Annotated in this window: 16 protein-coding genes; 5 read left to right on the top strand and 11 right to left on the bottom strand. The window is 55.7% G+C overall.

Features of this window, described 5'->3' with window-relative positions; all coding sequences use genetic code 11:
• The first annotated feature begins 14 nt into the window (after positions 1-14).
• Together P0H77_RS10635 and P0H77_RS10630 are read left to right on the top strand one after the other, a co-directional pair.
• Positions 15-1,097 (top strand): HlyD family secretion protein, encoded by a 1,083-nt coding sequence (locus tag P0H77_RS10635; RefSeq protein ID WP_276164852.1) that lies wholly within the window; start codon positions 15-17, stop codon positions 1,095-1,097.
• On the top strand, positions 1,094-2,473 hold the full coding sequence (locus tag P0H77_RS10630; protein WP_276164851.1) for an efflux transporter outer membrane subunit: 1,380 nt from the start codon (positions 1,094-1,096) through the stop codon (positions 2,471-2,473). The genes P0H77_RS10635 and P0H77_RS10630 overlap by 4 nt, the downstream gene beginning before the upstream one ends.
• A gap of 63 nt (positions 2,474-2,536) precedes the next feature.
• Here the strand turns inward: P0H77_RS10630 and hrpA are convergent, their stop codons facing one another.
• Positions 2,537-6,439, bottom strand: coding sequence for an ATP-dependent RNA helicase HrpA (gene hrpA, locus P0H77_RS10625; RefSeq protein ID WP_276165103.1), 3,903 nt, complete (start codon positions 6,437-6,439; stop codon positions 2,537-2,539).
• 200 nt (positions 6,440-6,639) lie between these two features.
• Between hrpA and azoR the strand changes: the two genes are divergently transcribed.
• On the top strand, positions 6,640-7,245 hold the full coding sequence (azoR, locus tag P0H77_RS10620) for an FMN-dependent NADH-azoreductase (protein ID WP_276164850.1): 606 nt from the start codon (positions 6,640-6,642) through the stop codon (positions 7,243-7,245).
• 59 nt (positions 7,246-7,304) lie between these two features.
• On the opposite strand, the gene P0H77_RS10615 is transcribed toward azoR, so the two are convergent.
• From P0H77_RS10615 to P0H77_RS10570, 10 genes are read right to left on the bottom strand one after another with little or no spacing between them, the layout of a single operon-like run.
• Complete coding sequence (locus P0H77_RS10615; RefSeq protein WP_276164849.1) at positions 7,305-7,820, bottom strand: hypothetical protein; 516 nt, start codon at positions 7,818-7,820, stop codon at positions 7,305-7,307.
• Positions 7,821-7,857: 37 nt separating this feature from the next.
• Entirely contained in the window at positions 7,858-8,253 is a 396-nt protein-coding gene (locus P0H77_RS10610) for a hypothetical protein (RefSeq protein WP_276164848.1), read from the bottom strand.
• Positions 8,229-9,506 carry a phosphatase PAP2/dual specificity phosphatase family protein gene (locus P0H77_RS10605; protein WP_276164847.1) on the bottom strand — a complete coding sequence of 426 codons (1,278 nt, stop codon included), beginning with the start codon at positions 9,504-9,506 and terminating at the stop codon, positions 8,229-8,231. The genes P0H77_RS10610 and P0H77_RS10605 overlap by 25 nt, the downstream gene beginning before the upstream one ends.
• On the bottom strand, positions 9,503-11,260 hold the full coding sequence (locus tag P0H77_RS10600; RefSeq protein WP_276164846.1) for a bifunctional alpha/beta hydrolase/class I SAM-dependent methyltransferase: 1,758 nt from the start codon (positions 11,258-11,260) through the stop codon (positions 9,503-9,505). Before P0H77_RS10600 ends, P0H77_RS10605 begins: the two co-directional genes overlap by 4 nt.
• Positions 11,253-11,894, bottom strand: a complete 642-nt coding sequence (locus tag P0H77_RS10595) for a lysophospholipid acyltransferase family protein (RefSeq protein WP_276164845.1) — start codon at positions 11,892-11,894, stop codon at positions 11,253-11,255. The genes P0H77_RS10600 and P0H77_RS10595 overlap by 8 nt, the downstream gene beginning before the upstream one ends.
• A gap of 4 nt (positions 11,895-11,898) precedes the next feature.
• A complete protein-coding gene (locus tag P0H77_RS10590; RefSeq protein ID WP_276165102.1) occupies positions 11,899-12,816 on the bottom strand; it encodes a phosphatidate cytidylyltransferase in 918 nt (305 codons plus the stop codon).
• On the bottom strand, positions 12,816-13,415 hold the full coding sequence (locus P0H77_RS10585; RefSeq protein ID WP_276165101.1) for a CDP-alcohol phosphatidyltransferase family protein: 600 nt from the start codon (positions 13,413-13,415) through the stop codon (positions 12,816-12,818). Before P0H77_RS10585 ends, P0H77_RS10590 begins: the two co-directional genes overlap by 1 nt.
• A gap of 45 nt (positions 13,416-13,460) precedes the next feature.
• On the bottom strand, positions 13,461-13,784 hold the full coding sequence (locus tag P0H77_RS10580; RefSeq protein WP_276164844.1) for a YdbL family protein: 324 nt from the start codon (positions 13,782-13,784) through the stop codon (positions 13,461-13,463).
• Between the two features lie 7 nt (positions 13,785-13,791).
• Positions 13,792-13,983 (bottom strand): YnbE family lipoprotein, encoded by a 192-nt coding sequence (locus tag P0H77_RS10575; protein WP_276165100.1) that lies wholly within the window; start codon positions 13,981-13,983, stop codon positions 13,792-13,794.
• A gap of 8 nt (positions 13,984-13,991) precedes the next feature.
• Entirely contained in the window at positions 13,992-16,604 is a 2,613-nt protein-coding gene (locus P0H77_RS10570; protein ID WP_276164843.1) for a YdbH family protein, read from the bottom strand.
• Positions 16,605-16,884: 280 nt separating this feature from the next.
• Between P0H77_RS10570 and P0H77_RS10565 the strand changes: the two genes are divergently transcribed.
• Positions 16,885-18,678: an EAL domain-containing protein gene (locus P0H77_RS10565; protein ID WP_276164842.1), complete on the top strand. Its 1,794-nt coding sequence runs from the start codon at positions 16,885-16,887 to the stop codon at positions 18,676-18,678.
• Between the two features lie 149 nt (positions 18,679-18,827).
• Positions 18,828-19,817: a 2-hydroxyacid dehydrogenase gene (locus tag P0H77_RS10560; protein ID WP_276164841.1), complete on the top strand. Its 990-nt coding sequence runs from the start codon at positions 18,828-18,830 to the stop codon at positions 19,815-19,817.
• The last annotated feature ends 23 nt before the right edge of the window (positions 19,818-19,840 follow it).

The raw sequence follows: 19,840 nt of genomic DNA, 5'->3' as shown, positions 1-19,840 counted from the left end.
TTTCAGGAGAGGTTATGAGTCAGCAGGACGCCGCCAAAGAGCGGGCAAATACGCGCAGCAATGTGCGTGTAGTCTCTATTTTTGCCGCTGCCGCGATTGCTATTGTCGGGGTCCTGGCGATCCTGTACGCCTGGCAGTTGCCGCCATTCACCCGCCATACGCAATTCACCGATAACGCCTACGTGCGCGGACAAACGACGTTTATTAGCCCACAGGTTAACGGTTATGTCACTGCGGTAAAGGTGCAGGATTTTGTGCAGGTGAAGCGCGGCGACGTGCTGATGCAGATTGACGACCGTATTTATAAGCAGCGCGTTCATCAGGCGCAGGCGCAGCTGGATATGAAAATCGCTGCCCTCAACAACAACCTCCAGCAGCGTAAAAGTGCGGAAGCGGTCATCGCCCGTAATCAGGCGGCGCTGCAAAATGCCCGGGCGCAGAGCCAGAAAACGCAGGCGGATTTACGCCGGGTGAAGGATTTGACCGCCGATGGTTCTCTGTCGATTCGCGAACGCGATGCGGCGCTCGCCAGCGCGGCACAGGGCAACGCTGATATAGCGCAGGCTCAGGCCACGCTGGAAATGTCTCGCCAGGATCTGCAAACCACCATCGTGAATCGCGCCTCGCTGGAAGCCGACGTTGAAAATGCGAAAGCCGCGCTCGAACTGGCGCAAATCGATCTGCAAAATACGCAAATCATCGCGCCGCAGGATGGTCAGCTCGGACAAATTGCCGTGCGCCTCGGCGCCTACGTTGCCGCGGGCACCCATCTGACTTCGCTGGTTCCCGCGCAACACTGGGTTATTGCCAATGTGAAAGAGACCCAGCTGGCAGAGATCCGCATTGGTCAGCCGGTGCAGTTTAGCGTTGACGCGCTCAATAACCGCAGCTTTAAGGGCCGGGTACAGAGCATCTCTCCGGCAACCGGCGTCGAGTTCAGCGCCATTTCGCCGGACAACGCCACCGGTAACTTCGTCAAAATCGCCCAGCGTATTCCGGTACGCATTGAAGTGTCAGGCAGTCCTGAAGAACTCTCGCATCTGCGACCGGGAATGTCGGTGCAGGTCACGATTGATACTCGCGAGGATCAGCAATGAGACGGCATCCTCTTGCCCTGCTATTAGCATCATTACTGCTTGTCGCCTGCCAGTCGGTTGACGTCAAACCCGCCAAACCCTCGCTGCAAATCCCGCCGCAGTGGCGCCAGAACATCGGTCCGACGAGTCCGGTTGAAGGGGTCTGGTGGCGTAATTTTCACGACAGCGCACTTAATCGCTATGTCGAGCAGGCGCTGCAATATAACAGCGATGTGCTGATTGCCCGCGAACGGATTAACGAATATCAGGCGCAAGTGTATGCCACTCAGGGCGATCTTTTCCCCACCCTGGACGCCGGGCTGAGCGGCACGCGTGCCCGCTCGCAGTCTGCCGCGACCGGACTGCCGGTTTACAGCACGTTATACAAAGGCAACCTGACAGCCAGTTACGATGTTGATATCTGGGGAGCGAATCGCAGCGCCACCGAGGCCGCCGAAGCCGGGCTGGAAGCGCAAAAGGCCGCCGCCGCTGCCGCAGATCTGACCGTTGCAGCGTCGGTGGCGAGTGGCTACGTGACGCTCCTGTCGCTTGATGAGCAGTTGAAAGTGACCCAGGCTACGCTGGAAGCGCGCGAAGCGTCATTTCGCCTCGCCCGGCGTCAGTTTGAGACGGGTTACAGTTCGCGTCTTGAACTGATGCAGGCCGATTCCGAACTGCGCTCCACCCGCGCGCAGGTGCCCCAAATTCGCCATCAAATCACCGAGCAGGAAAATGCTCTCAGCCTGTTGCTGGGCCAGAATCCGCAGAGCGTCGGGCGCGGCGGCGCATTCGATCAATTGACGCCGCTTACCCTTCCTTCCCAGCTACCATCGACGTTGCTGAACAGGCGTCCGGATATTGCCCAGGCCGAGCGCCAGCTTGTCGCCGCCGATGCCACGCTGGCCGTGTCGCGCGCGCAATTGCTACCGTCCATCAATCTGACCGCCACCGGCTCGGTGCAGGACCGTACCCTGCCCGGCCTGCTTGATAATCCGCTCCAGCTCTGGAGTCTTGGTGGCAGTATTCTCGCGCCGCTGCTGAACCGTCAGGCGCTGAATGCACAGGTTGATATTTCCATGTCACAGCGCAATCAGGCGCTTTACAGCTACGAGAGTACGGTGCGTAACGCTTTCAAAGAGGTGAATGACAGTCTCGATGCTATCCGCCGTTTGCAGGAACAGTTACAGGAGCTGGAAGGTCAGGAAGCCGTGGCGCAGGAGACGTTACGCATTGCGCAAAACCGCTATCGCAACGGTTATTCGTCGTATCTGGATGAGCTGGATGCCCAGCGCACGCTGTTTTCAACCCAGCTGAATGTGGTGCAGGTGAAAAACAACGTATTACAGGCGCAAATTGATTTGTACCGGGCGCTGGGTGGGGGATGGAAAGAGGGGTGAAAGTAAAACCCGGCTGTTTTTACGCAAACCGGGTTTATAAGCACAGTACATTAACGGGGAATGTTAACTGCTAATCTGCTCCATCGCCTGTAAAATACGCTTATCGGATATCGGGTACGGCGTGCCCAGCTGCTGAGCGAAGTAGCTGACCCGTAACTCCTCGATCATCCAGCGGATCTCTTTCACGTCCTCATCTTCACGACGCGCGGGCGGCAGTTTATTCAGCCACTGTTGCCACGCCTGCTGGACCTGCTCCACTTTCAGCATTTGTGCCCGGTCGCGATGCGGATCGACCGCCAGTTTCTCCAGCCGTTTTTCAATCGCCTGTAAATAACGCAGCGTGTCGGCAAGGCGTTTAAAGCCGTTGCCGGTAACAAAACCGCGATACACCAGCCCGTTCATCTGCGCTTTGATATCCGACAGCCCCAGCGCCATGGTCATATCCACCCGGCCTTTAAGCCGTTTGTTGATGGTGAACACGGCGGTGAGGATTTGTTCGACCTGTTTAGCGATCTCCACGACGGTGTCGTTCAGTTCAGCGCGCACTTTTTCATGCAGGACGGCGAAGCCCTCTTCGGTCCACACCGGGCCTCCCGCTTCATGAATCAGTTTATCGACGCCGCAGGAGATGCAGTCGTCGATCAGATCCAGCACCTTGCCATACGGGTTAAAATAGAGTCCCAGTTTGGCTTTATTCGGCAGCTTCTCATGCAGATATTTGATCGGCGACGGGATGTTGAGAAGCAGTAAACGCCGCAGCCCGCGCCACATTGCCTGCTGCTGCTCCAGCGGGTTATCGAACAGTTTAATCGCCACGCTATCGCGCTCGTCGACCAGCGCAGGCCACGCTTTCACTTTATAGTTGCCGCGCTTCTGCTCGTAGCTTTCCGCGAGAGTACCAAAGCTCCAGATATGCAGGCCGCTTTGTTCGATACCATCGTCCGCTACTGCCGAAAGCGTCTCCTGGACTTTGCCTTTCAGACTCTCTTTCAGCGCCGTTAAATCGCGGCCTTCGAGCAGTTTTTTGTTTTTATCATCCACCACACGGTAAGTGATTTTAAGATGATCGGGTACCTGATCCCAGTGCCAGTCGTCACGGTCGATGGTGTTGCCGGTCATCCGCCGTAGTTCGCGCTCCAGCGCCTCCAGCAGCGGCAATTCCAGCGCCGTCACGCGGCCCAGAAATGCCTCGGCATAGTTGGGCGCAGGCACGAAATTGCGGCGAACGGGTTTCGGTAACGATTTGATCAGCGCAATCACCAGCTCACGGCGCAGGCCGGGGATCTGCCATTCGAAACCGGCTTCTTCGACCTGGTTCAGCAACGGCAGCGGAATATGCACGGTGACACCGTCCGCATCCGCCCCCGGCTCAAACTGGTAGCTCAGGCGCAGTTTGAGATTGCCCTGGTGCCAGAAGTTCGGATAATCGAGCTTGCTAATCGACTCCGCGCCCTCTTTAATCAGCATACTTTTTTCAAAGTTGAGCAGGTCCGGCGTCTCGCGGCTGACCTTTTTCCACCAGCTGTCGAAATGGCGGGCAGAAATAACATCCACGCTAATGCGCTGGTCGTAAAATTCAAACAGCGTTTCGTCATCGACCAGAATGTCGCGGCGACGGGATTTGTGCTCCAGCTCTTCCACTTCGGCACGCAGCTTCAGATTCTCGCGAAAGAAGGCGTGACGCGTTTGCCAGTCACCTTCGACCAGCGCATGACGAATAAACAACTCGCGGCACAGCGCCGGGTCAATCTGGCTGTAGTTCACTTTTCGCGCGGCAACAATGGGCAAGCCGTAGACGGTGACTTTTTCCGTCGCCATTACCGCGCCCTGCGCCCGCTCCCAGTGGGGTTCGCTGTACGAGCGTTTCAACAGATGCTGTGCCACCGGTTCAACCCATTCTGGATCGATCCGCGCAGCGATGCGTCCCCACAGGCGGCTGGTCTCCACCAGCTCAGCGACCATCGTCCATTTAGGCGGCTTTTTGAATAAGCCGGAACCGGGGAAGATCGAAAAACGCGCGTTGCGTGCGCCGGTATATTCCTGCTTGTCGGCGTCTTTCATGCCGATATGCGAGAGTAACCCGGTCAGCAGCGCAATATGAATTTCGCGGTACTCCGCAGGCTCGCTGTTTACCGGAATGCCCAGTTCTTTCACCACCTGGCGCAGCTGGGTATAAATATCCTGCCACTCACGCACGCGCAGATAGTTAAGGTAATCGGTGCGGCACAGGCGACGGAAAGCGTTCGAGGAGAGCGCCTTCTGCTGCTCGCCGAGGTAGTTCCACAGGTTCACAAACGCGAGGAAATCGGATTCTTTATCGTGGAAGCGGCGATGCTTCTCGTCGGACGCCTGCTGTTTGTCCATCGGACGCTCGCGCGGATCCTGAATGGACAGCGCGGAGGTGATGATCATCGCTTCGCGCACGCAGCCATGTTTTTGCGCTTCCAGCACCATCCGTGCCAGACGCGGATCGACTGGCAGTTGCGATAGCTGGCGGCCCTGAGCCGTCAGCTTATAGGCCGTTTGCTGCTCGTCGGTGGTGATGGCCCCCAACTCTTCCAGCAGACGCACGCCATCCTGAATGTTGCGTTTTTCCGGCGCTTCAACAAACGGGAACGCGGCGATATCTCCCAGCCCCAGCGCGGTCATTTGCAGAATAACGGACGCCAGGTTAGTACGCAGAATTTCCGGATCGGTAAATTCCGGGCGTGACAGGAAATCGTCTTCCGAATAAAGACGGATGCAGATCCCCTCCGACACGCGGCCGCAGCGCCCTTTACGCTGGTTGGCAGACGCCTGCGACACTGGCTCAATCGGCAGGCGCTGGACTTTGGTGCGGAAACTGTAACGACTGATACGCGCCGTACCGGGATCGATAACGTATTTGATACCCGGCACCGTTAGCGAGGTTTCCGCCACGTTGGTTGCCAGCACAATACGCCGCCCGCCGTGCGGCTGAAAAACGCGGTTCTGCTCGCTATTCGACAGGCGGGCATACAGCGGCAGCACCTCGGTGTGGCGCAGGTTGAGTTTGTTCAGTGCATCGGCGGTATCACGGATTTCGCGCTCACCGCTCATAAAGATCAGGATGTCGCCCGCGCTTTCCCGTCCCAGCTCGTCCACCGCGTCGAAGATAGCCTGGAGCTGGTCGCGTTCGGTATCATCCGCTTCTTCTACAATCGGGCGATAGCGCACTTCCACCGGATAGGTGCGTCCGGAGACCTCAATGATCGGCGCATTATTAAAGTGGCGCGAGAAACGTTCCGGATCGATGGTCGCCGAGGTGATGATGATCTTCAGATCCGGACGGCGCGGTAACAGCTCGCGCAGGTAGCCGAGCAGAAAATCAATGTTCAGGCTGCGTTCATGCGCTTCGTCAATAATGATGGTGTCGTACTGCATCAGCAGCCGGTCCTGCTGGATCTCGGCCAGCAAAATGCCGTCGGTCATCAGCTTAACCATCGTGTTATCACTGACGCGATCGCTGAAGCGGACTTTATAGCCGACGCAGCCACCCGGCTCGGTTTGCAACTCTTCGGCAATACGGTTGGCAACGGTTCGCGCCGCCAGACGACGTGGCTGAGTGTGACCAATCAGGCCTTTAATACCGCGCCCCAGTTCCATGCAGATTTTGGGAAGCTGCGTCGTTTTACCGGAGCCGGTCTCCCCCGCGACAATGACGACCTGGTGATCGCGCACGGCCTCAAGGATGGCCTGTTTTTTCTGGCTGACCGGCAAATTTTCCGGGTACGTTATCTGCGGGCGGGCCGCCACCCGGAGCGCAACTCTCCCCGCCGCCTGCTGGATTTCACCCGCGAGCGTGGTAAGGATACCGTGTTGAGCTTCAGGATTTTTAACCTTCTTCGCGCCGTGAAGCCGTTTCGCGAAGCGCTGCTTGTCGCGCAGCATCAGCTCGTCAAGCTGCTGATGCAGGTGCGCTGGCGTCAATTTCTGTTGTTCTGTCATCATGTTATGTGGCAATGATATGCCTGAGATAAAGGTACTTTTATGATAGGTATAGGGTAACACACTGCTGGTTTAACCGCCTTATTCAAAAAAATCGAATATAGAATTCGATATATTGCGCTATCACTGGGCGGCAATTGTGAATAGAGTGTCAACAAGTAGCGGGCTATCCCCCTTCAAACACATAAAAGGAAACACCCATGAGCAAAGTATTGGTTCTTAAATCGAGCATCCTGGCAGGGTATTCACAGTCTGGTCAGCTATCTGACTACTTTGTTGCGCAGTGGAGTGAAAAACATCCGGGTGATGAAGTGACCGTCCGCGATCTGGCGGCAAATCCCGTTCCGGTGCTGGATGGCGAACTGGTTGGCGCGCTGCGTCCGAGCGATGCACCGCTGACCCCACGTCAGCAGGAAGCGCTGGCGCTTTCCGACGAGCTGATTGCAGAGCTGCAGGCTCACGATGTGATTGTTATCAACGCGCCGATGTATAACTTCAATATTCCGACCCAGCTGAAAAACTATTTTGATCTGGTCGCCCGTGCTGGCGTGACCTTCCGCTACACCGAAAAAGGGCCGGAAGGTCTGGTCACTGGCAAACGCGCCGTGATCCTCTCCAGCCGCGGCGGCATCCATAAAGATACCCCAACGGATCTGGTTGCGCCTTACCTGACGCTGTTCCTCGGCTTTATCGGTATCACCGATGTGAATTTCGTCTTTGCCGAAGGTATCGCTTACGGTCCGGACGTAGCCGCGCAGGCGCAGAATGACGCGAAAGCGGCGATTGATGGTCTGGTAGCAGCGTAAGTTCTCAGCCTTCCCGCCTCTTCGCGGGAGGGCTTATCAACCCTGAGCAACCTACGTCGTTACTGATGCTCTTCTGCAGAATCAAATACCACGCTCGCCAGGCACGCCGGGCGTTTTTCTTTAAAGCCAAACGCCAGCTTCCAGTGGTTAAACGTGGTGCGGTATCCGGTTTCCTCTTCCAGCGAATGTCCGTGCGGCACCTGACCGAGGGTTAAGCCAGCATAATGCTGCTTAACATCATCCAGAGTGATACACCCTTTCCCTTCCAGACTGAGCACCAGAAAGCTGCCACGCGGCGAAGCGCCGGGTGTGGGCACTCTAAAATCGATATTAGCAATACGCAGATTATCGTTGAGCTGAGGACCAGCGCCTGCATAAAACAACGTGTATTGATTCTGGTTTTTTAAGGTCAGTTCGGCAGACAAATCCCGGGCAATACTCTCGCGCGTCATGGCCGATTCGCTGCGAAGAAGCGTCATGATCTCCCACAGGCTTTTCGTTGTGCCGGCGGCAAAAGCGTCTGGCTGGGCTGCGTTTAAAAGCAGTATGCCGATCAGAGAGGCGTATAGTTTCATGGTTGTTTTCCTGACCGAGAATTGAGTATCGACGTTCTCAGAGCGTAATAATCAGCGCAAATACCCACAGTGCCCACGCCAGCATCGTTGCTTTCATCGTCAGATGCAGCTGCCGCCGGGCACCCTGCTTCCGCTCTGTCGGGGTTAAGGTATTGAGGCGTTCACGCCGCCAGATAAAGGCCAGCGTTTCTCCCGCCGCTGCATGGCAGTCATGATTAAGCATTCTGAAATAGCCTTCGTCCAGCCACAGTCGCCAGCAGCCAAACGCAATATAACCTGCGTTGACGACCAGTATGATTTGCAGCCAACCAGCGGGTAACGCTGTTATAGCCCACAGCAACGGCAGCGCCCCCAGCGGCAAAAAGAATTTCCAGCTTGCCAGCGAATGCGTCAGCAGCGCCGCGCTTGTCAGGTCGTCACGGTCTTCTGCCATTGGTGCAGTGCCTCCAGTTGGCCGGGTTTAATCACAATCTGCTGGCGACAGGCGCGGATCGTTGCCACCGCCTCTTCAGCCGTCCGCGCCTTGCCGGTACGTAAAAGCCAGGCCGCAACCACCAGCGCACTGCGCGACAGCCCCAGCGCACAGTGAACCAGCACCGTTCCATACTCAGCGCGCAGCTGTTCAAGCTGATTAACGGCCAGCGTCAGCTGCTCCTCTTCCGGCACCACCAGATCAAGCATCGGCACGCTGTAATAAACCTGGTGTGCGGTTGCCGCCGCGCGGGGGAATTCGCAGGTAAGATCGAGAACGGCGCGCGGTTCCGTTGGCTGACGGGGATAGCTGCCGAGAAAAATGCCTTCGGTGACGGGAGCGACGGTAGGCACGTTGCGGGTAAACCAGAGGGCAGAGAGATGCGTGCCCAGGCGCCAGGGAAGCAACAGCCAGTATGCAGCGGGGGCAATGCGCCCTTCAGCATCTTTCTGCATCGCCGACGCGCCAAACGCCATATAGCCCAGCGTCACCATGAGCAGCGAAATCGCGGCCCAGCTCAGCCACGGCGTTGCCAGACACAACAGCGCCCCGGCAAAATAACGCAGAGCCAGTTTTCTGCGCCCGGCATCAGGACGGCGTAAGCGCCACTTTCCCCGATCCGGTATCAGCCAGCTAATCAGCATTCCGACCGCCAGACCGGTGATCGCATCAATCACATGATGCTGCCAGGTGGTAACTACCGATACGGCGATCAGCAGAAACCAGCCGTCGCACAGTTTCTGCCAGCCGCCGGAAAGCCGCTGGTGAAAATGCCACCAGATGATCCAGCAGAGAATGATATGCAGCGACGGCGACTGATTAAACGGTAAATCGAACTGCTCAAGCTGGCCAAACAACCACCCTGCAGCGCCGTCTACGTGCGGACGCGTGAAGGTAAAACGCAGCGGAAAGAGCAGAAACCCCAGGCAGGCCAGCAGCGAGGCGAGTAATAACCGGCACGCCAGCCGACGCTGTTCACTCAGGGTACGGCAGCACAACAACGACAGCCCGTAGAGAAGATCCAGACTCCAGTACGGGATAATACTCAGCGGAATAAAAGGAATATGGTGCTCCCAGGAGAAGACCATACTGCCTACATCACTCCGGCTGGCGGTATAGATATTCACCTGCCCGTAGGTCAAAAAGAAAACCGGCCCCAGCAGGGCTATCCAGCCAAGCCCCTGAAGCAGAATGCGACGATCCACGGTTATCATGCGCGACGTACCGCCATGGAGACGGTAAAAATGCCCCACTGGTCGATAAGCTGGGCGCATTTATCGAATCCGGCTTCACGCACCAGCGCATCCATCTCGCCCTGCGAACGTACGCGCATCACCCACGCTTTTCCGTCCTTGTGGCTGGTAAGTGACCAGGCAATCGTCTTCAGCTGCGGGTGCCAGGGCTGCCCGGTATAGATCAGCACGCCGCCGGGCGGAATAGCGGCCGCTAACCCGGCAAGCGACGCGCGTACCGGCGCGTTTTCCGGAAACAGTTCATACAATCCCGAAACAATACCCAGCGTGGGAGTGGGATCAAGCGCCGCCAGCTCATCGCGGTTGAAAGCATCACCGCGTTCAAATCGTGCGACACCCGCCATACCCCGCCGGGCAATCATCTCCTGACCTTTGCTCACGTTCAGTTCGCTGTAGTCGCGCAGCAGAATGGCGTCTACGGCAGTATTTCCCTGGAGAGCATCCAGCACGTAGCGACCATGCCCGGCGGCGACATCCACGATTCGCACCGGTTTATTTTCCCCGACCAGACGATCCACCGCCTGCTTAATAAGCGTATCGAGATGAATTTTACGCTGGCGAATCCCCTGCCAGCCGACGCTGTTGAGGTAGTTTTTGTCGATCATCCGCCCCAGCACGCTGCTGCCCTGCGGCTGGTTGCGATAAACATAATCCAGCGTGCTACCGGAGTCGAAACCAGTATCAAACCCCAGTTTCACGCCGGTGGACTGGGAGCCAAGCGCTTTCATGCCATAACGCAATGTCCGAAATGACAGGTCTTCAATGGAATACGGCTCCGGCCCGCCGCTGAGAATGCGCCAGGCGTCTGCGCCGGGACTGTGGCTGTCTTCTTCACGATAATCAAATTGCGCCAGCGGGCTGGCATAAAGACGGTCAATAAAGGCGCGCATTTTATCAAACACCAGATGGCGGTCCTGCTCGCCGAGGGTGTCATGATAAAACCCCGGCAGGATATGCAGCTCTTTCAGCGGACTGCGCAGGCGCTGGTAAAAGTCCAGCTGTGGTTTGCGATGCACCACAAAATCTTCACCCGATACCAGCATCTGCGTCGGGACGACGATGGCAGCCGCGTCGCTGACGATACGCTCTGAGGTTTTGTACAGCTCCAGCAAAATATTGACCGCGATGGCGCGGGTAATTAGCGGGTCGTGGTTGAAGCTCTCGACGCGTGCCGGATCGTGAGTCAGATATTTGCCTTTGACGTAAGAGTTAACGTAGAAAAGACCGCGAAAACGCTGCATCAGTCCCAGACCGGGACGGGCGAACGGGACGTACAATTTCACCTTAAACGCTGGTGAGGCCAGGATTAAGCCGCGCAGCTGCGGCGCGTAATCATGCACCCACGTTGCGGCCAGTACGGCCCCGACGCTTTGCGCCACCACAACCACCTCGTCCAGCGTAAGCTGGCTGTCCGCCGCGGCAAAGCGAACGAATTCGTCAACGTCCTGCACCGAGCGGGCCAGCGACGGACTGTAGCCGCGCGCACCTTCCGTTCGCCCGTGACCGCGGGCATCCCAGGCGTAAAAGGCGGTATCTGGCATCATCAGTTCATCAACGATATGCTGCAACCGCCCGGAATGCTCATGTCCGCGATGAAACAGGACAATGACCTTACGCACAGGTGTATCGCTTTGCGCAGGCCAGTGGCGATAAAACAGCGCCTGGCGATCGCTGGTCAGAAAAGTATTTTCTTCAGGCGTGCGGAGGTTAGTCATGTTTTTCAGGTCCCTGTAAATGTGGTTGCAAATGCAGTAATGCCTGCAACAGCGAATCCATAAAACCAGGTTTATCCAGGTGGGTACCGAGTGCTTCCCCCACGCAGACATCAATAAACAGCGGCAGCGGAATACGATTCCCCTTCGCCAGTACCTTTTCCGTGCCCGACAGCCATACCGGGATCACCGTGGTTTCAGGTACGCGCTGGAGCAGATGCCAGATGCCGGACTTCAGCGGCGAGAGTTTTCCCGGCTCGCCCCGCGATCCTTCCGGGAACAGGATCAGAATTTTATTCTGTCGCAGCGCCTGCTCACAGCCTGCCAGCGGATCGGTATCTCCACCGGTGCGTACCACCGGGATAATATTCAGAATATTTAAGGTGAACCATGCCAGCCACCGGTTACGCAAAAAATAGTCGGCCGCGGCAACCGGATGCACCTGCTGCTGAGTGCGCAATGAAAAGAGCGACAGCAGCGCAAAAACGTCCATATGACTGTTGTGGTTAGCCACCACAATCGCCGGTCCCGTGGTGGGAATAAGATGCCGATGCTTAACCCGCAGGCCAAGCCACAGCCAGATCACCGGCCAGACAATCGTCATCGTAAATAACAGGCGTAGCGCTTTTTTACCCATAGGCTTAATAATAAAAATAACGGATGAAATGGAAGAATACCGGCGCGGTAAAGATCAACGAATCCAGCCGATCCAGAATGCCGCCGTGCCCTGGCAGCAGCGTGCCGCTGTCTTTGACGCCAATATCACGTTTTACTGCCGACATCACAATGTCGCCGCAAAAACCGGTGATACCAATGATAAGGCCGGCCGCCAGTGCCATCCACCAGCTCATCGGCGTCATCAGCGGGCCGAGGAACAGGGCAATGACTGCGGTGCTGGCAACGCCGCCAATCAGTCCGGCAAGGGTTTTATTCGGGCTTACGCGAGGCGTGACTTTAATGCGCCCCAGGGATTTACCCCACAGATATTGGGCAATGTCGTTAAATTCGGTTAAGCCGACCAGAAACAGCACCAGTAAGGCCCCGGTGTGCGCGCTATCGTTGGGCAATACCAGCAGATAACTCACATGACCGAACGCAAATACGGTGGTCATTAACGCCCAGTGATGCTGGGAAGCGGTGCGCAAAAAGCCCTCGGTATTGCCGGTCAGAACCATTCGCGCGGGCAGGAACAGGAAGGCGTACACCGGGATGAAAATGATAAACATCCCGTACCAGTTGCAGCCAATCAGCCAGTAGTTCAGCGGAATAGACAAAAACATCCACAGCAGCGGCATCCGGTCGGAGCGCCGGGAAGGAATGAGGGTTAAAAATTCTTTTAAGGCCAGAAAGCTGACCAGCGCGAACAGCGTCAGGGCCAGCCAGCGAGGACTTATCATCGCCAGTGAGAAAAAGAGAATAATCACCCACCAGGTGCGAATACGCAGGGTGAGCTCACGCCAGTCTTTTTCCGGCCGACGCCAGACCAGTAGCCAATTAATGAGCGAGGCAACGATAAGCAGCGAGAAAATCACCGCCAGCGCGGTAAACAGTAGCGGCATCAGTTTGGCTCCCGCAATACCGAACGGCAGCGGTTGATCGCCGTCCAGAGAAGTAACAGCGTCGCTGCGCCCCACACGACATTATTCCAGGCACTGAACTGTGGCCACAGCGCGATTACCAGTCCCCAGCCACCAAATACCAGGGCTCTGTCGCTTTTGCCAAATGGCCCGGCATAGCTGCGCACCGCGTTAATGGTTTGCGCGAGGACGCCGCAAAATTCGCTCATTACCGTGAAAAACAGCATCGTCAGGATCAGCGGCACATTGCTGTGCGGCAGGAAAATAAACGGCAGATAAAGCGCAATATCCGACAGCACATCGCCCGTTTCGTTGAGGATAGCGCCCAGCCTCGTTTGCTGGTGGTATTCCCGCGCCATCATTCCATCAAGCGCATTAAGCGCCATACGAATAAACAACACGACCGGTAATACGATAAACCAGAACGGCTCGCGCACGATTGCCAGAAACAGGCCCGTTATAACAGACAGCGCCAGCGCGAAGAGCGTGATTTGATTAGCGCTGATCCCCATGGTATGTAAGCGATGTAACAATGGCCGGAGTAGCGCCTGAAAGCGGGGTTTTATATCGTAAAGCGTTATCATGACCTTCTCCCTGAACATGATTAACTACAGAATAAGAGCACACTATTTTTGTAACCACTTCCCGTTGATGCCCTGAACATACTCGCCAGGCGACGCGCGCTCAACCAGTTTTTGCCCGGCCATTTTTGCCACCTCATCGACCGGCAAATTGTTGGCCTCTGCCAGACGTTGATAACTCTCGCTGCGCGCCTGATTGATCTGCTTCACCAGCGCCAGAGTATCGGTGTCCTGACGCAGCGGCGCAATATAACCGCTCAAGGTCTCACCGACCCGCCCCTCGCTGCGCGCGTCGTTGAGACTGAGCGCAAAAACGCGGGGGCTTATCAGACTCAGCGCCAGAAGCGGCAATATTAACGATTTTTTCATTATTACCTCAGAACAGATCGCTGCGTGACTTCAGAAGCGTTTCGACGTCTTTATCTACCTTTATATGAATTTCATGTTCAATTTTGACATTCATGTTGATCGTTATCGGCGCTTCAGGTGCTGCCACTTCAATGCGTGGGGTGCAGCCGGTTAACAGGGTGACGGCCAGTAGCGGTAATAACGCGATCGCAGTTTTCATCATGTTCCTCATTTTCCTTTTTTATCTGACAGCGTCGCATTCTTTTCAAGCCATGACTGTAAATTATCGCCGAAGCGCAGACTACGCCACAGGGTAAAAATATTCTCCTGGTGGCTATAGTGTAGAGTGATAGCATTACTTTTTCCTTCAACGCGGCTCAGACCGCTAATTGCTGCCTGAAGCGTGAGTAATCCCAGATTATCGACGTTAATTTTGGTCCACGAACGGGATATTTCGATATAGCGCAGCCAGTTAATCGCCGCGCCAGCCGCCATGTTATCGTTGACAATCGCATCCGCCGTGTCTTTATCAATACGCAACGTTAGCGGGCCGGGATTGGTTAACCAGCCGTCTTTAATGATCCATTTTTCATTATTCAGCCACAACGGCAGCGCGCCGCTCACCGGGCCGGACATCGTAAATTGTTTTGGATTAATGGCGCTAATCAGTTCGCTGGAAGAGATATTCTGCACCCGCAGTAGCGCCGGATCGTGCTGCGGCATTCGCAATTGCAGCAGGGTAATTTTGCCTCCCAGCACATCGACGCTGACATCGCTTAAGATCAGCGGATCGGTTTCACTCCACGGCCAGCGCCCCTGTAAACTGGCGGTGAAGTTTGTCGCCGTGACCTGGTTTTCGATCTCCGCGATATGCAGCGATACCGGTCCATGCGTGCCGAGTTGCCAGTTACCGTTGCCATAGCGGAACGGCAAAATAAAATCGACGCCGTTGATTTTATTATCCGGCAGCCACGCGCTACCGCCTTTGACTACGCCGTGTCCGCCTGCGGTGAATCCCTGATCGGCCGCGGCAGAAAACGCAATTTGTGCATATAGCTCTCCCTCGCGGAGATCCAGTTTCCAGTCCGGCGGCAGCAGCGGCTGAAAAACGGTCAACGACTGCTTCGGCCACCACGCCTGTCCACGCAGCCGTTCCCCGTCCCAGCGCCCGTTAACCCGCACCGGGCCAATGGCCTGCGCATGCAGATCGCCTTTAAACTGGAATAACGTCGGGTCGCTGCCTTCCACGCTAAAGTTGAGAACGGAGGATGGCAAAACGCTGCCGCCGCTGAAGGTGGTTTGTCCCGCTTCCAGGGTCAGCGCCCCGCTGAACTGTGGATGCTGTGGATCACGCCGCCAGACGACAGGTTTATCCAGCGTGAGACGCGGTTGACGCATCTGCATGGTGCCGTAGCGTAACTGATTAAACCCCGTGGAAAGCGTATTCAGGGTAATGCGCTGATCCCGCCACTCGCCGGTTCCGGCAACATCCCAGCGCGCCTGCATTGGCGTAAAGTCGCCCTCACCCCAGTAGCGCCACTGCCAGAGGCCGTTATCCGGCAGAAAATTCTGCGCTTTGCCATCCAGGTGCAGCAGGAAGCCCCCCATTTGTTGCTCATGGGCCCTCAGGATCGCCTGAAGTCGGCCATCGACGCCACGCCGGGAAAGCGTAACGCCCGCCAGCGGCCAGCGAATTTCATCCAGATTAAGCGATTCAATTACCCGCCCATGCGAGCGCAACAGCGCACCCGGCATAAAGGCCAGCTGCGGATCGTCCAGCCACCCGCGGAGGTGTGCCGGAAGCACGGCGTAGAAAATCAGATCGTCATGCTTTGCCTCGCCGGTGAGCTGCATCGGCATATCGCTGGCAGCGGGATCCAGTTTCCCCGGTCCAAAATTCAGTACCGCGTTACCTTTCCCGGCTTTACCCGTGGTGATCACGTTTATCCGTCCACTAATGAGCGCGTTATCCAGTCCCTGTTTCCAGCCGTCAACGTTGACGCCCAGTCGCCCGCTGAGCGGAAAGCCCTGATACGGCCAGCTCCAGCGACCGTCGCTGATAGTGAAGCGCCGGGGCGTTAGCTGCCACGGAAGGTCGAGAAGCGGCTCGCCTGTTTCACGGTCAAGGGCGATAAGCTGCCCTTCTCCTTCACGCCACGCTAATTCGACGTCAACCGGAGAGGCGATGCCAGGGATGTGTAAGGTCGTACGCGTCTGCCCTTCTACCGGCAGGCCATCCGGCACCAGCGGCATCACAAACTGCCCGCTAAGCGCGATCGGTGGTCGATCGGCGAGAAGCTGCAGCGCAAATTCATCAACCACCAGCGCCTGGCCCTGCAATTGCGCTGAGAGGGTAATGTTCTCTCCCTGATAACGCACAGTCTGTTTTCGCGGCGTGATATCAAGGGCGAGTTTACCCTGCCACTGCTGCCAGGGTGACAGCGTCAGGCGATCGATCGTTACCCAGCTATAAGGCAGCAACGACTGCCATTGCGCCAGCGTTCGGGGTGCCGCTGCGGACTGTTCCGCCTGCGGGAGTTTGCTCAGGCAGGCGGAGTTGATTGCCAGTTCACCGATGTTAAGACGCCAGCGACTGGGATGGGTTAACTCACCCTGACGGAGGTGCGCCAGTTCGCAATCCGCGACGATATAGCGCAGATCGGGGATGCGCAGCGCGTGTAAGGAGAGCTCAGGCGGGCCTTCAAGCGCAATGCGCGTCCCGGCCGGTAGCCAGATGCCTGCCAGCTTCGGAACCCACCAGCCAAGCGTCATTACCAGCGCGAGGGGCAGAAGTATAATGAGTAAGAGGAGCGCAAGTGCTGCTTTATACCTACCCTTCATGGGCAATTAATATCCTGATTATTCGCGTTTTGTCGTCCAGTATTGGCGCATTGTGACACGTATAGCCAATGAGATGAACCCGTAAGCACGGCGGTTACCCTGCTGCTGAATATTGAGTATATGCGGCTTTTGGCGTCTGGCTTAATTTGTGTTCGGCCCGGCTTTATAGAAATAAAGACCATTACATCAGCGTAAATGTGGTTTTTATGTCATTATTTTGTTAATAAAGCCTGACGGGTGACGGCAAAAAGAGGGTTTATCCTTCGCGCAGGAGCAATGCATGTTCTCTGGGTTAAATGAAAACGAAACCAAAAAGCTTGCTGCATTCGAACTGCTGCGCAAAAAAAGTGCGCCGCGGGATCAGACACTCGGCGGTTTCGCCCAACTGGCGAGGCAGCTTATCGGCGTTTCGGGCTGTTTCGTCACCATCTTCGATGATAAGTACCAATACATCAAATATGCCTTTAATCTCTCGTCGGTTCCGGAAACGCTGCCAGCCGATGAGACGATGTGCAAATATTCCGTTGGCACCTGCCAGCCGGTTATTTGTCCTGACGCCCGTCTCGACCCACGCTTTGTTCGTCACCCGCTGGTGGTCGAAGGCGCGATTGCTTTCTATGCTGCTGCCCCATTGAAAACCAAAGACAATTTTGTGCTGGGCACCCTGTGCGTTTGTGATGCCAATCCTGCGGTACCGACGCCAGAACAGATCGAGCAATTTTTACAGTTAGCCGCGCTGGCAAGCGCTTATCTGGAATCGTGGTATTCAGTGGGCCGCATGGATGCCCTGACCGCCCTGCCCAACCGGCAAAGCCTGCTTGAAGAAGTGAATAGCCTGACGCGAATGAAAAACGTCGGTAATTACACGCTTATTATTTTCGACTGTATTGATATTAACCGAACCTATGAGCTTTCCCGCTATCTGGGCATTGCTGCCGTCGAGAATATGCTGCGCAATTTTGCTCCCTTATTGCGCATCAGACTCGACCTTGATCCCTCCGTTATTCTTTATGCCTTTGCAACCGCGCGTTATGCCCTGTTAATGAAAGAAGATCTGGCCGACGAATTAATTCAGCAAGCGGTGGGCTTTCCGGCAACGCAAGCCAAAATCACTGGTGATATCGAGATATCGCTGAATATGCACGTGGGTTATTTCACTTTCGATCCCGCCGTGATGGATGCCCAGGAAGTGCTGCGCAAAACGGTCAGCGCCCTGCATGAGGCTATTCGTCAGAATGCCCCGGTCAGAGCATTTGATCCGGGGATGGATGAAAAAAGAAATCAGGAGTTCAGACTGCTTTACGATTTGGGCGAGGCGTTAAAAAGCGAAGGACAGCTTTATCTGGCGTACCAACCTAAAATTTCACTGATCGATGGCGAGATCCAGGGGGTTGAAGCGCTGCTGCGCTGGCAGCACCCGACGCTTGGCAATATCTCTCCGGCGATTATTGTTGCCCTCGCAGAGCGTACCAGCCTGATGGCAGAGATTACGCAGTGGGTGATCCGGCGAACGCTGGCCCAGATCGCCGTGTGGCGGGCAAACGGCGTGAAGATCCCGGTGTCGATTAACGTGACGGTCAGCGATCTCTCCAGCGCCGGTTTTTCGCTCAGGTTAACCCGGCAAATTATTGCCGCTGGCCTCACGCCTGCGGATATCCGCCTTGAGTGCCTGGAAACTGAGAAAATGCTGGAAAGCCCGGCGGCGCTGAATGAACTGGATATTTTGAAATCTATCGGCTTCATAATTCTGCTCGATGATTTTGGTGCCGGTAACAGCAATATTAATTATCTGCGCCGTATTCCTGTCGATACTATCAAGCTCGACCGATCCCTCATAAGCCAGGTAACTTCCGATCCGGGTAGCCGAATTATCGCCCGTAACGTGGTGGTGATGCTTAAAGAGCTGAATTACACGGTGCTGGCGGAAGGGGTGGAAGATCGTGAAACGGCCCTGCTGTTAAAAGCATTTGGCTGTGATGAAGCGCAGGGTTATTACTTTGCAATGCCGATGCCGCCGGAGGATATTCCGGCGTGGATTGCGGCGAACCCAACGCCGGACAAATTGCGCCCTTAATGGCAGTTGTTACCACCTGTATACGGCCATTTTTCTGCTGACTCGACTAAAATTGAAGGATAAAACCGTCGATTCAATTATTTTTTATAATTTGTCAGATTATTTTAAAAATGTTAATCTGATCGCAGAAAATCATTGGAGAAAGTCTTATGAAACTCGCCGTCTACAGTACCAAACAGTACGATAAAAAGTATCTGCAACAGGTTAATGACGCTTATGGCTTCGAACTGGAATTTTTTGATTTCCTGCTGACGGAAAAAACCGCAAAAACGGCCAATGGCTGTGAGGGCGTGTGTATTTTCGTTAACGATGATGCCAGCCGTCCGGTGCTGGAAGAACTCAAAAAGCACGGGGTGAAATTTATCGCGCTGCGCTGTGCGGGTTTCAATAACGTCGATCTTGATGCGGCGAAAGAGCTGGGATTGCGCGTGGTCCGCGTTCCCGCCTATTCTCCGGAAGCGGTGGCAGAACATGCTGTCGGCATGATGATGACCCTCAATCGCCGCATTCACCGCGCCTATCAGCGCACCCGTGACGCCAACTTTTCTCTTGAAGGGCTGACCGGTTTTACCATGCACGGTAAAACCGCCGGGGTTATTGGTACCGGCAAAATCGGCCTGGCAACGCTGCGTATCCTTAAAGGGTTCGGCATGCGTTTACTGGCGGTGGATCCCTATCCGAATGCTGCCGTGCTGGATATCGGGGCCGAGTATGTTGATCTGGATACCCTGCTTTCTCAATCGGACGTGATTTCGCTCCACTGTCCGATGACGCCTGAAAATTATCATCTGCTTAATCAAAGCGCTTTCGACAGAATGAAAAATGGCGTAATGATCATCAACACCAGCCGTGGCGGACTGATTGATTCCCAGGCCGCCATTGACGCGCTGAAAACACAGAAAATTGGTGCGCTGGGTATGGACGTCTATGAGAACGAGCGCGATCTGTTCTTTGAGGATAAGTCCAACGACGTGATCCAGGATGACGTGTTCCGCCGTCTTTCCGCCTGTCATAACGTACTGTTTACCGGGCATCAGGCATTCCTCACCGCCGAGGCGCTGATCAGTATTTCTGAAACCACGCTGGAAAATCTTCGCCAGCTGGAGAAAAACGACACCTGCGCTAACGCCCTCGTGTAACCGCGGAATGATGCCTGGCGGCG

Origin of the sequence: Superficieibacter sp. HKU1 (assembly GCF_029319185.1) — a bacterium.
In the GTDB taxonomy this organism is placed as follows: domain Bacteria; phylum Pseudomonadota; class Gammaproteobacteria; order Enterobacterales; family Enterobacteriaceae; genus Superficieibacter.
The sequence above is the reverse complement of the archived record's forward strand: the minus strand, read 5'-3'. Positions and strand labels throughout refer to the sequence as shown.

Bases quoted from the DNA above. Each gene is read 5' to 3' on its own strand.
- P0H77_RS10635 (WP_276164852.1), top strand. From the start codon at position 15: ATGAGTCAGCAGGACGCCGCCAAAGAGCGGGCAAATACGCGCAGCAAT.
- P0H77_RS10630 (WP_276164851.1), top strand. From the start codon at position 1,094: ATGAGACGGCATCCTCTTGCCCTGCTATTAGCATCATTACTGCTTGTC.
- hrpA (WP_276165103.1), bottom strand. From the start codon at position 6,439: ATGACAGAACAACAGAAATTGACGCCAGCGCACCTGCATCAGCAGCTT.
- azoR (WP_276164850.1), top strand. From the start codon at position 6,640: ATGAGCAAAGTATTGGTTCTTAAATCGAGCATCCTGGCAGGGTATTCA.
- P0H77_RS10615 (WP_276164849.1), bottom strand. From the start codon at position 7,820: ATGAAACTATACGCCTCTCTGATCGGCATACTGCTTTTAAACGCAGCC.
- P0H77_RS10610 (WP_276164848.1), bottom strand. From the start codon at position 8,253: ATGGCAGAAGACCGTGACGACCTGACAAGCGCGGCGCTGCTGACGCAT.
- P0H77_RS10605 (WP_276164847.1), bottom strand. From the start codon at position 9,506: ATGATAACCGTGGATCGTCGCATTCTGCTTCAGGGGCTTGGCTGGATA.
- P0H77_RS10600 (WP_276164846.1), bottom strand. From the start codon at position 11,260: ATGACTAACCTCCGCACGCCTGAAGAAAATACTTTTCTGACCAGCGAT.
- P0H77_RS10595 (WP_276164845.1), bottom strand. From the start codon at position 11,894: ATGGGTAAAAAAGCGCTACGCCTGTTATTTACGATGACGATTGTCTGG.
- P0H77_RS10590 (WP_276165102.1), bottom strand. From the start codon at position 12,816: ATGCCGCTACTGTTTACCGCGCTGGCGGTGATTTTCTCGCTGCTTATC.
- P0H77_RS10580 (WP_276164844.1), bottom strand. From the start codon at position 13,784: ATGAAAAAATCGTTAATATTGCCGCTTCTGGCGCTGAGTCTGATAAGC.
- P0H77_RS10575 (WP_276165100.1), bottom strand. From the start codon at position 13,983: ATGAAAACTGCGATCGCGTTATTACCGCTACTGGCCGTCACCCTGTTA.
- P0H77_RS10570 (WP_276164843.1), bottom strand. From the start codon at position 16,604: ATGAAGGGTAGGTATAAAGCAGCACTTGCGCTCCTCTTACTCATTATA.
- P0H77_RS10565 (WP_276164842.1), top strand. From the start codon at position 16,885: ATGTTCTCTGGGTTAAATGAAAACGAAACCAAAAAGCTTGCTGCATTC.
- P0H77_RS10560 (WP_276164841.1), top strand. From the start codon at position 18,828: ATGAAACTCGCCGTCTACAGTACCAAACAGTACGATAAAAAGTATCTG.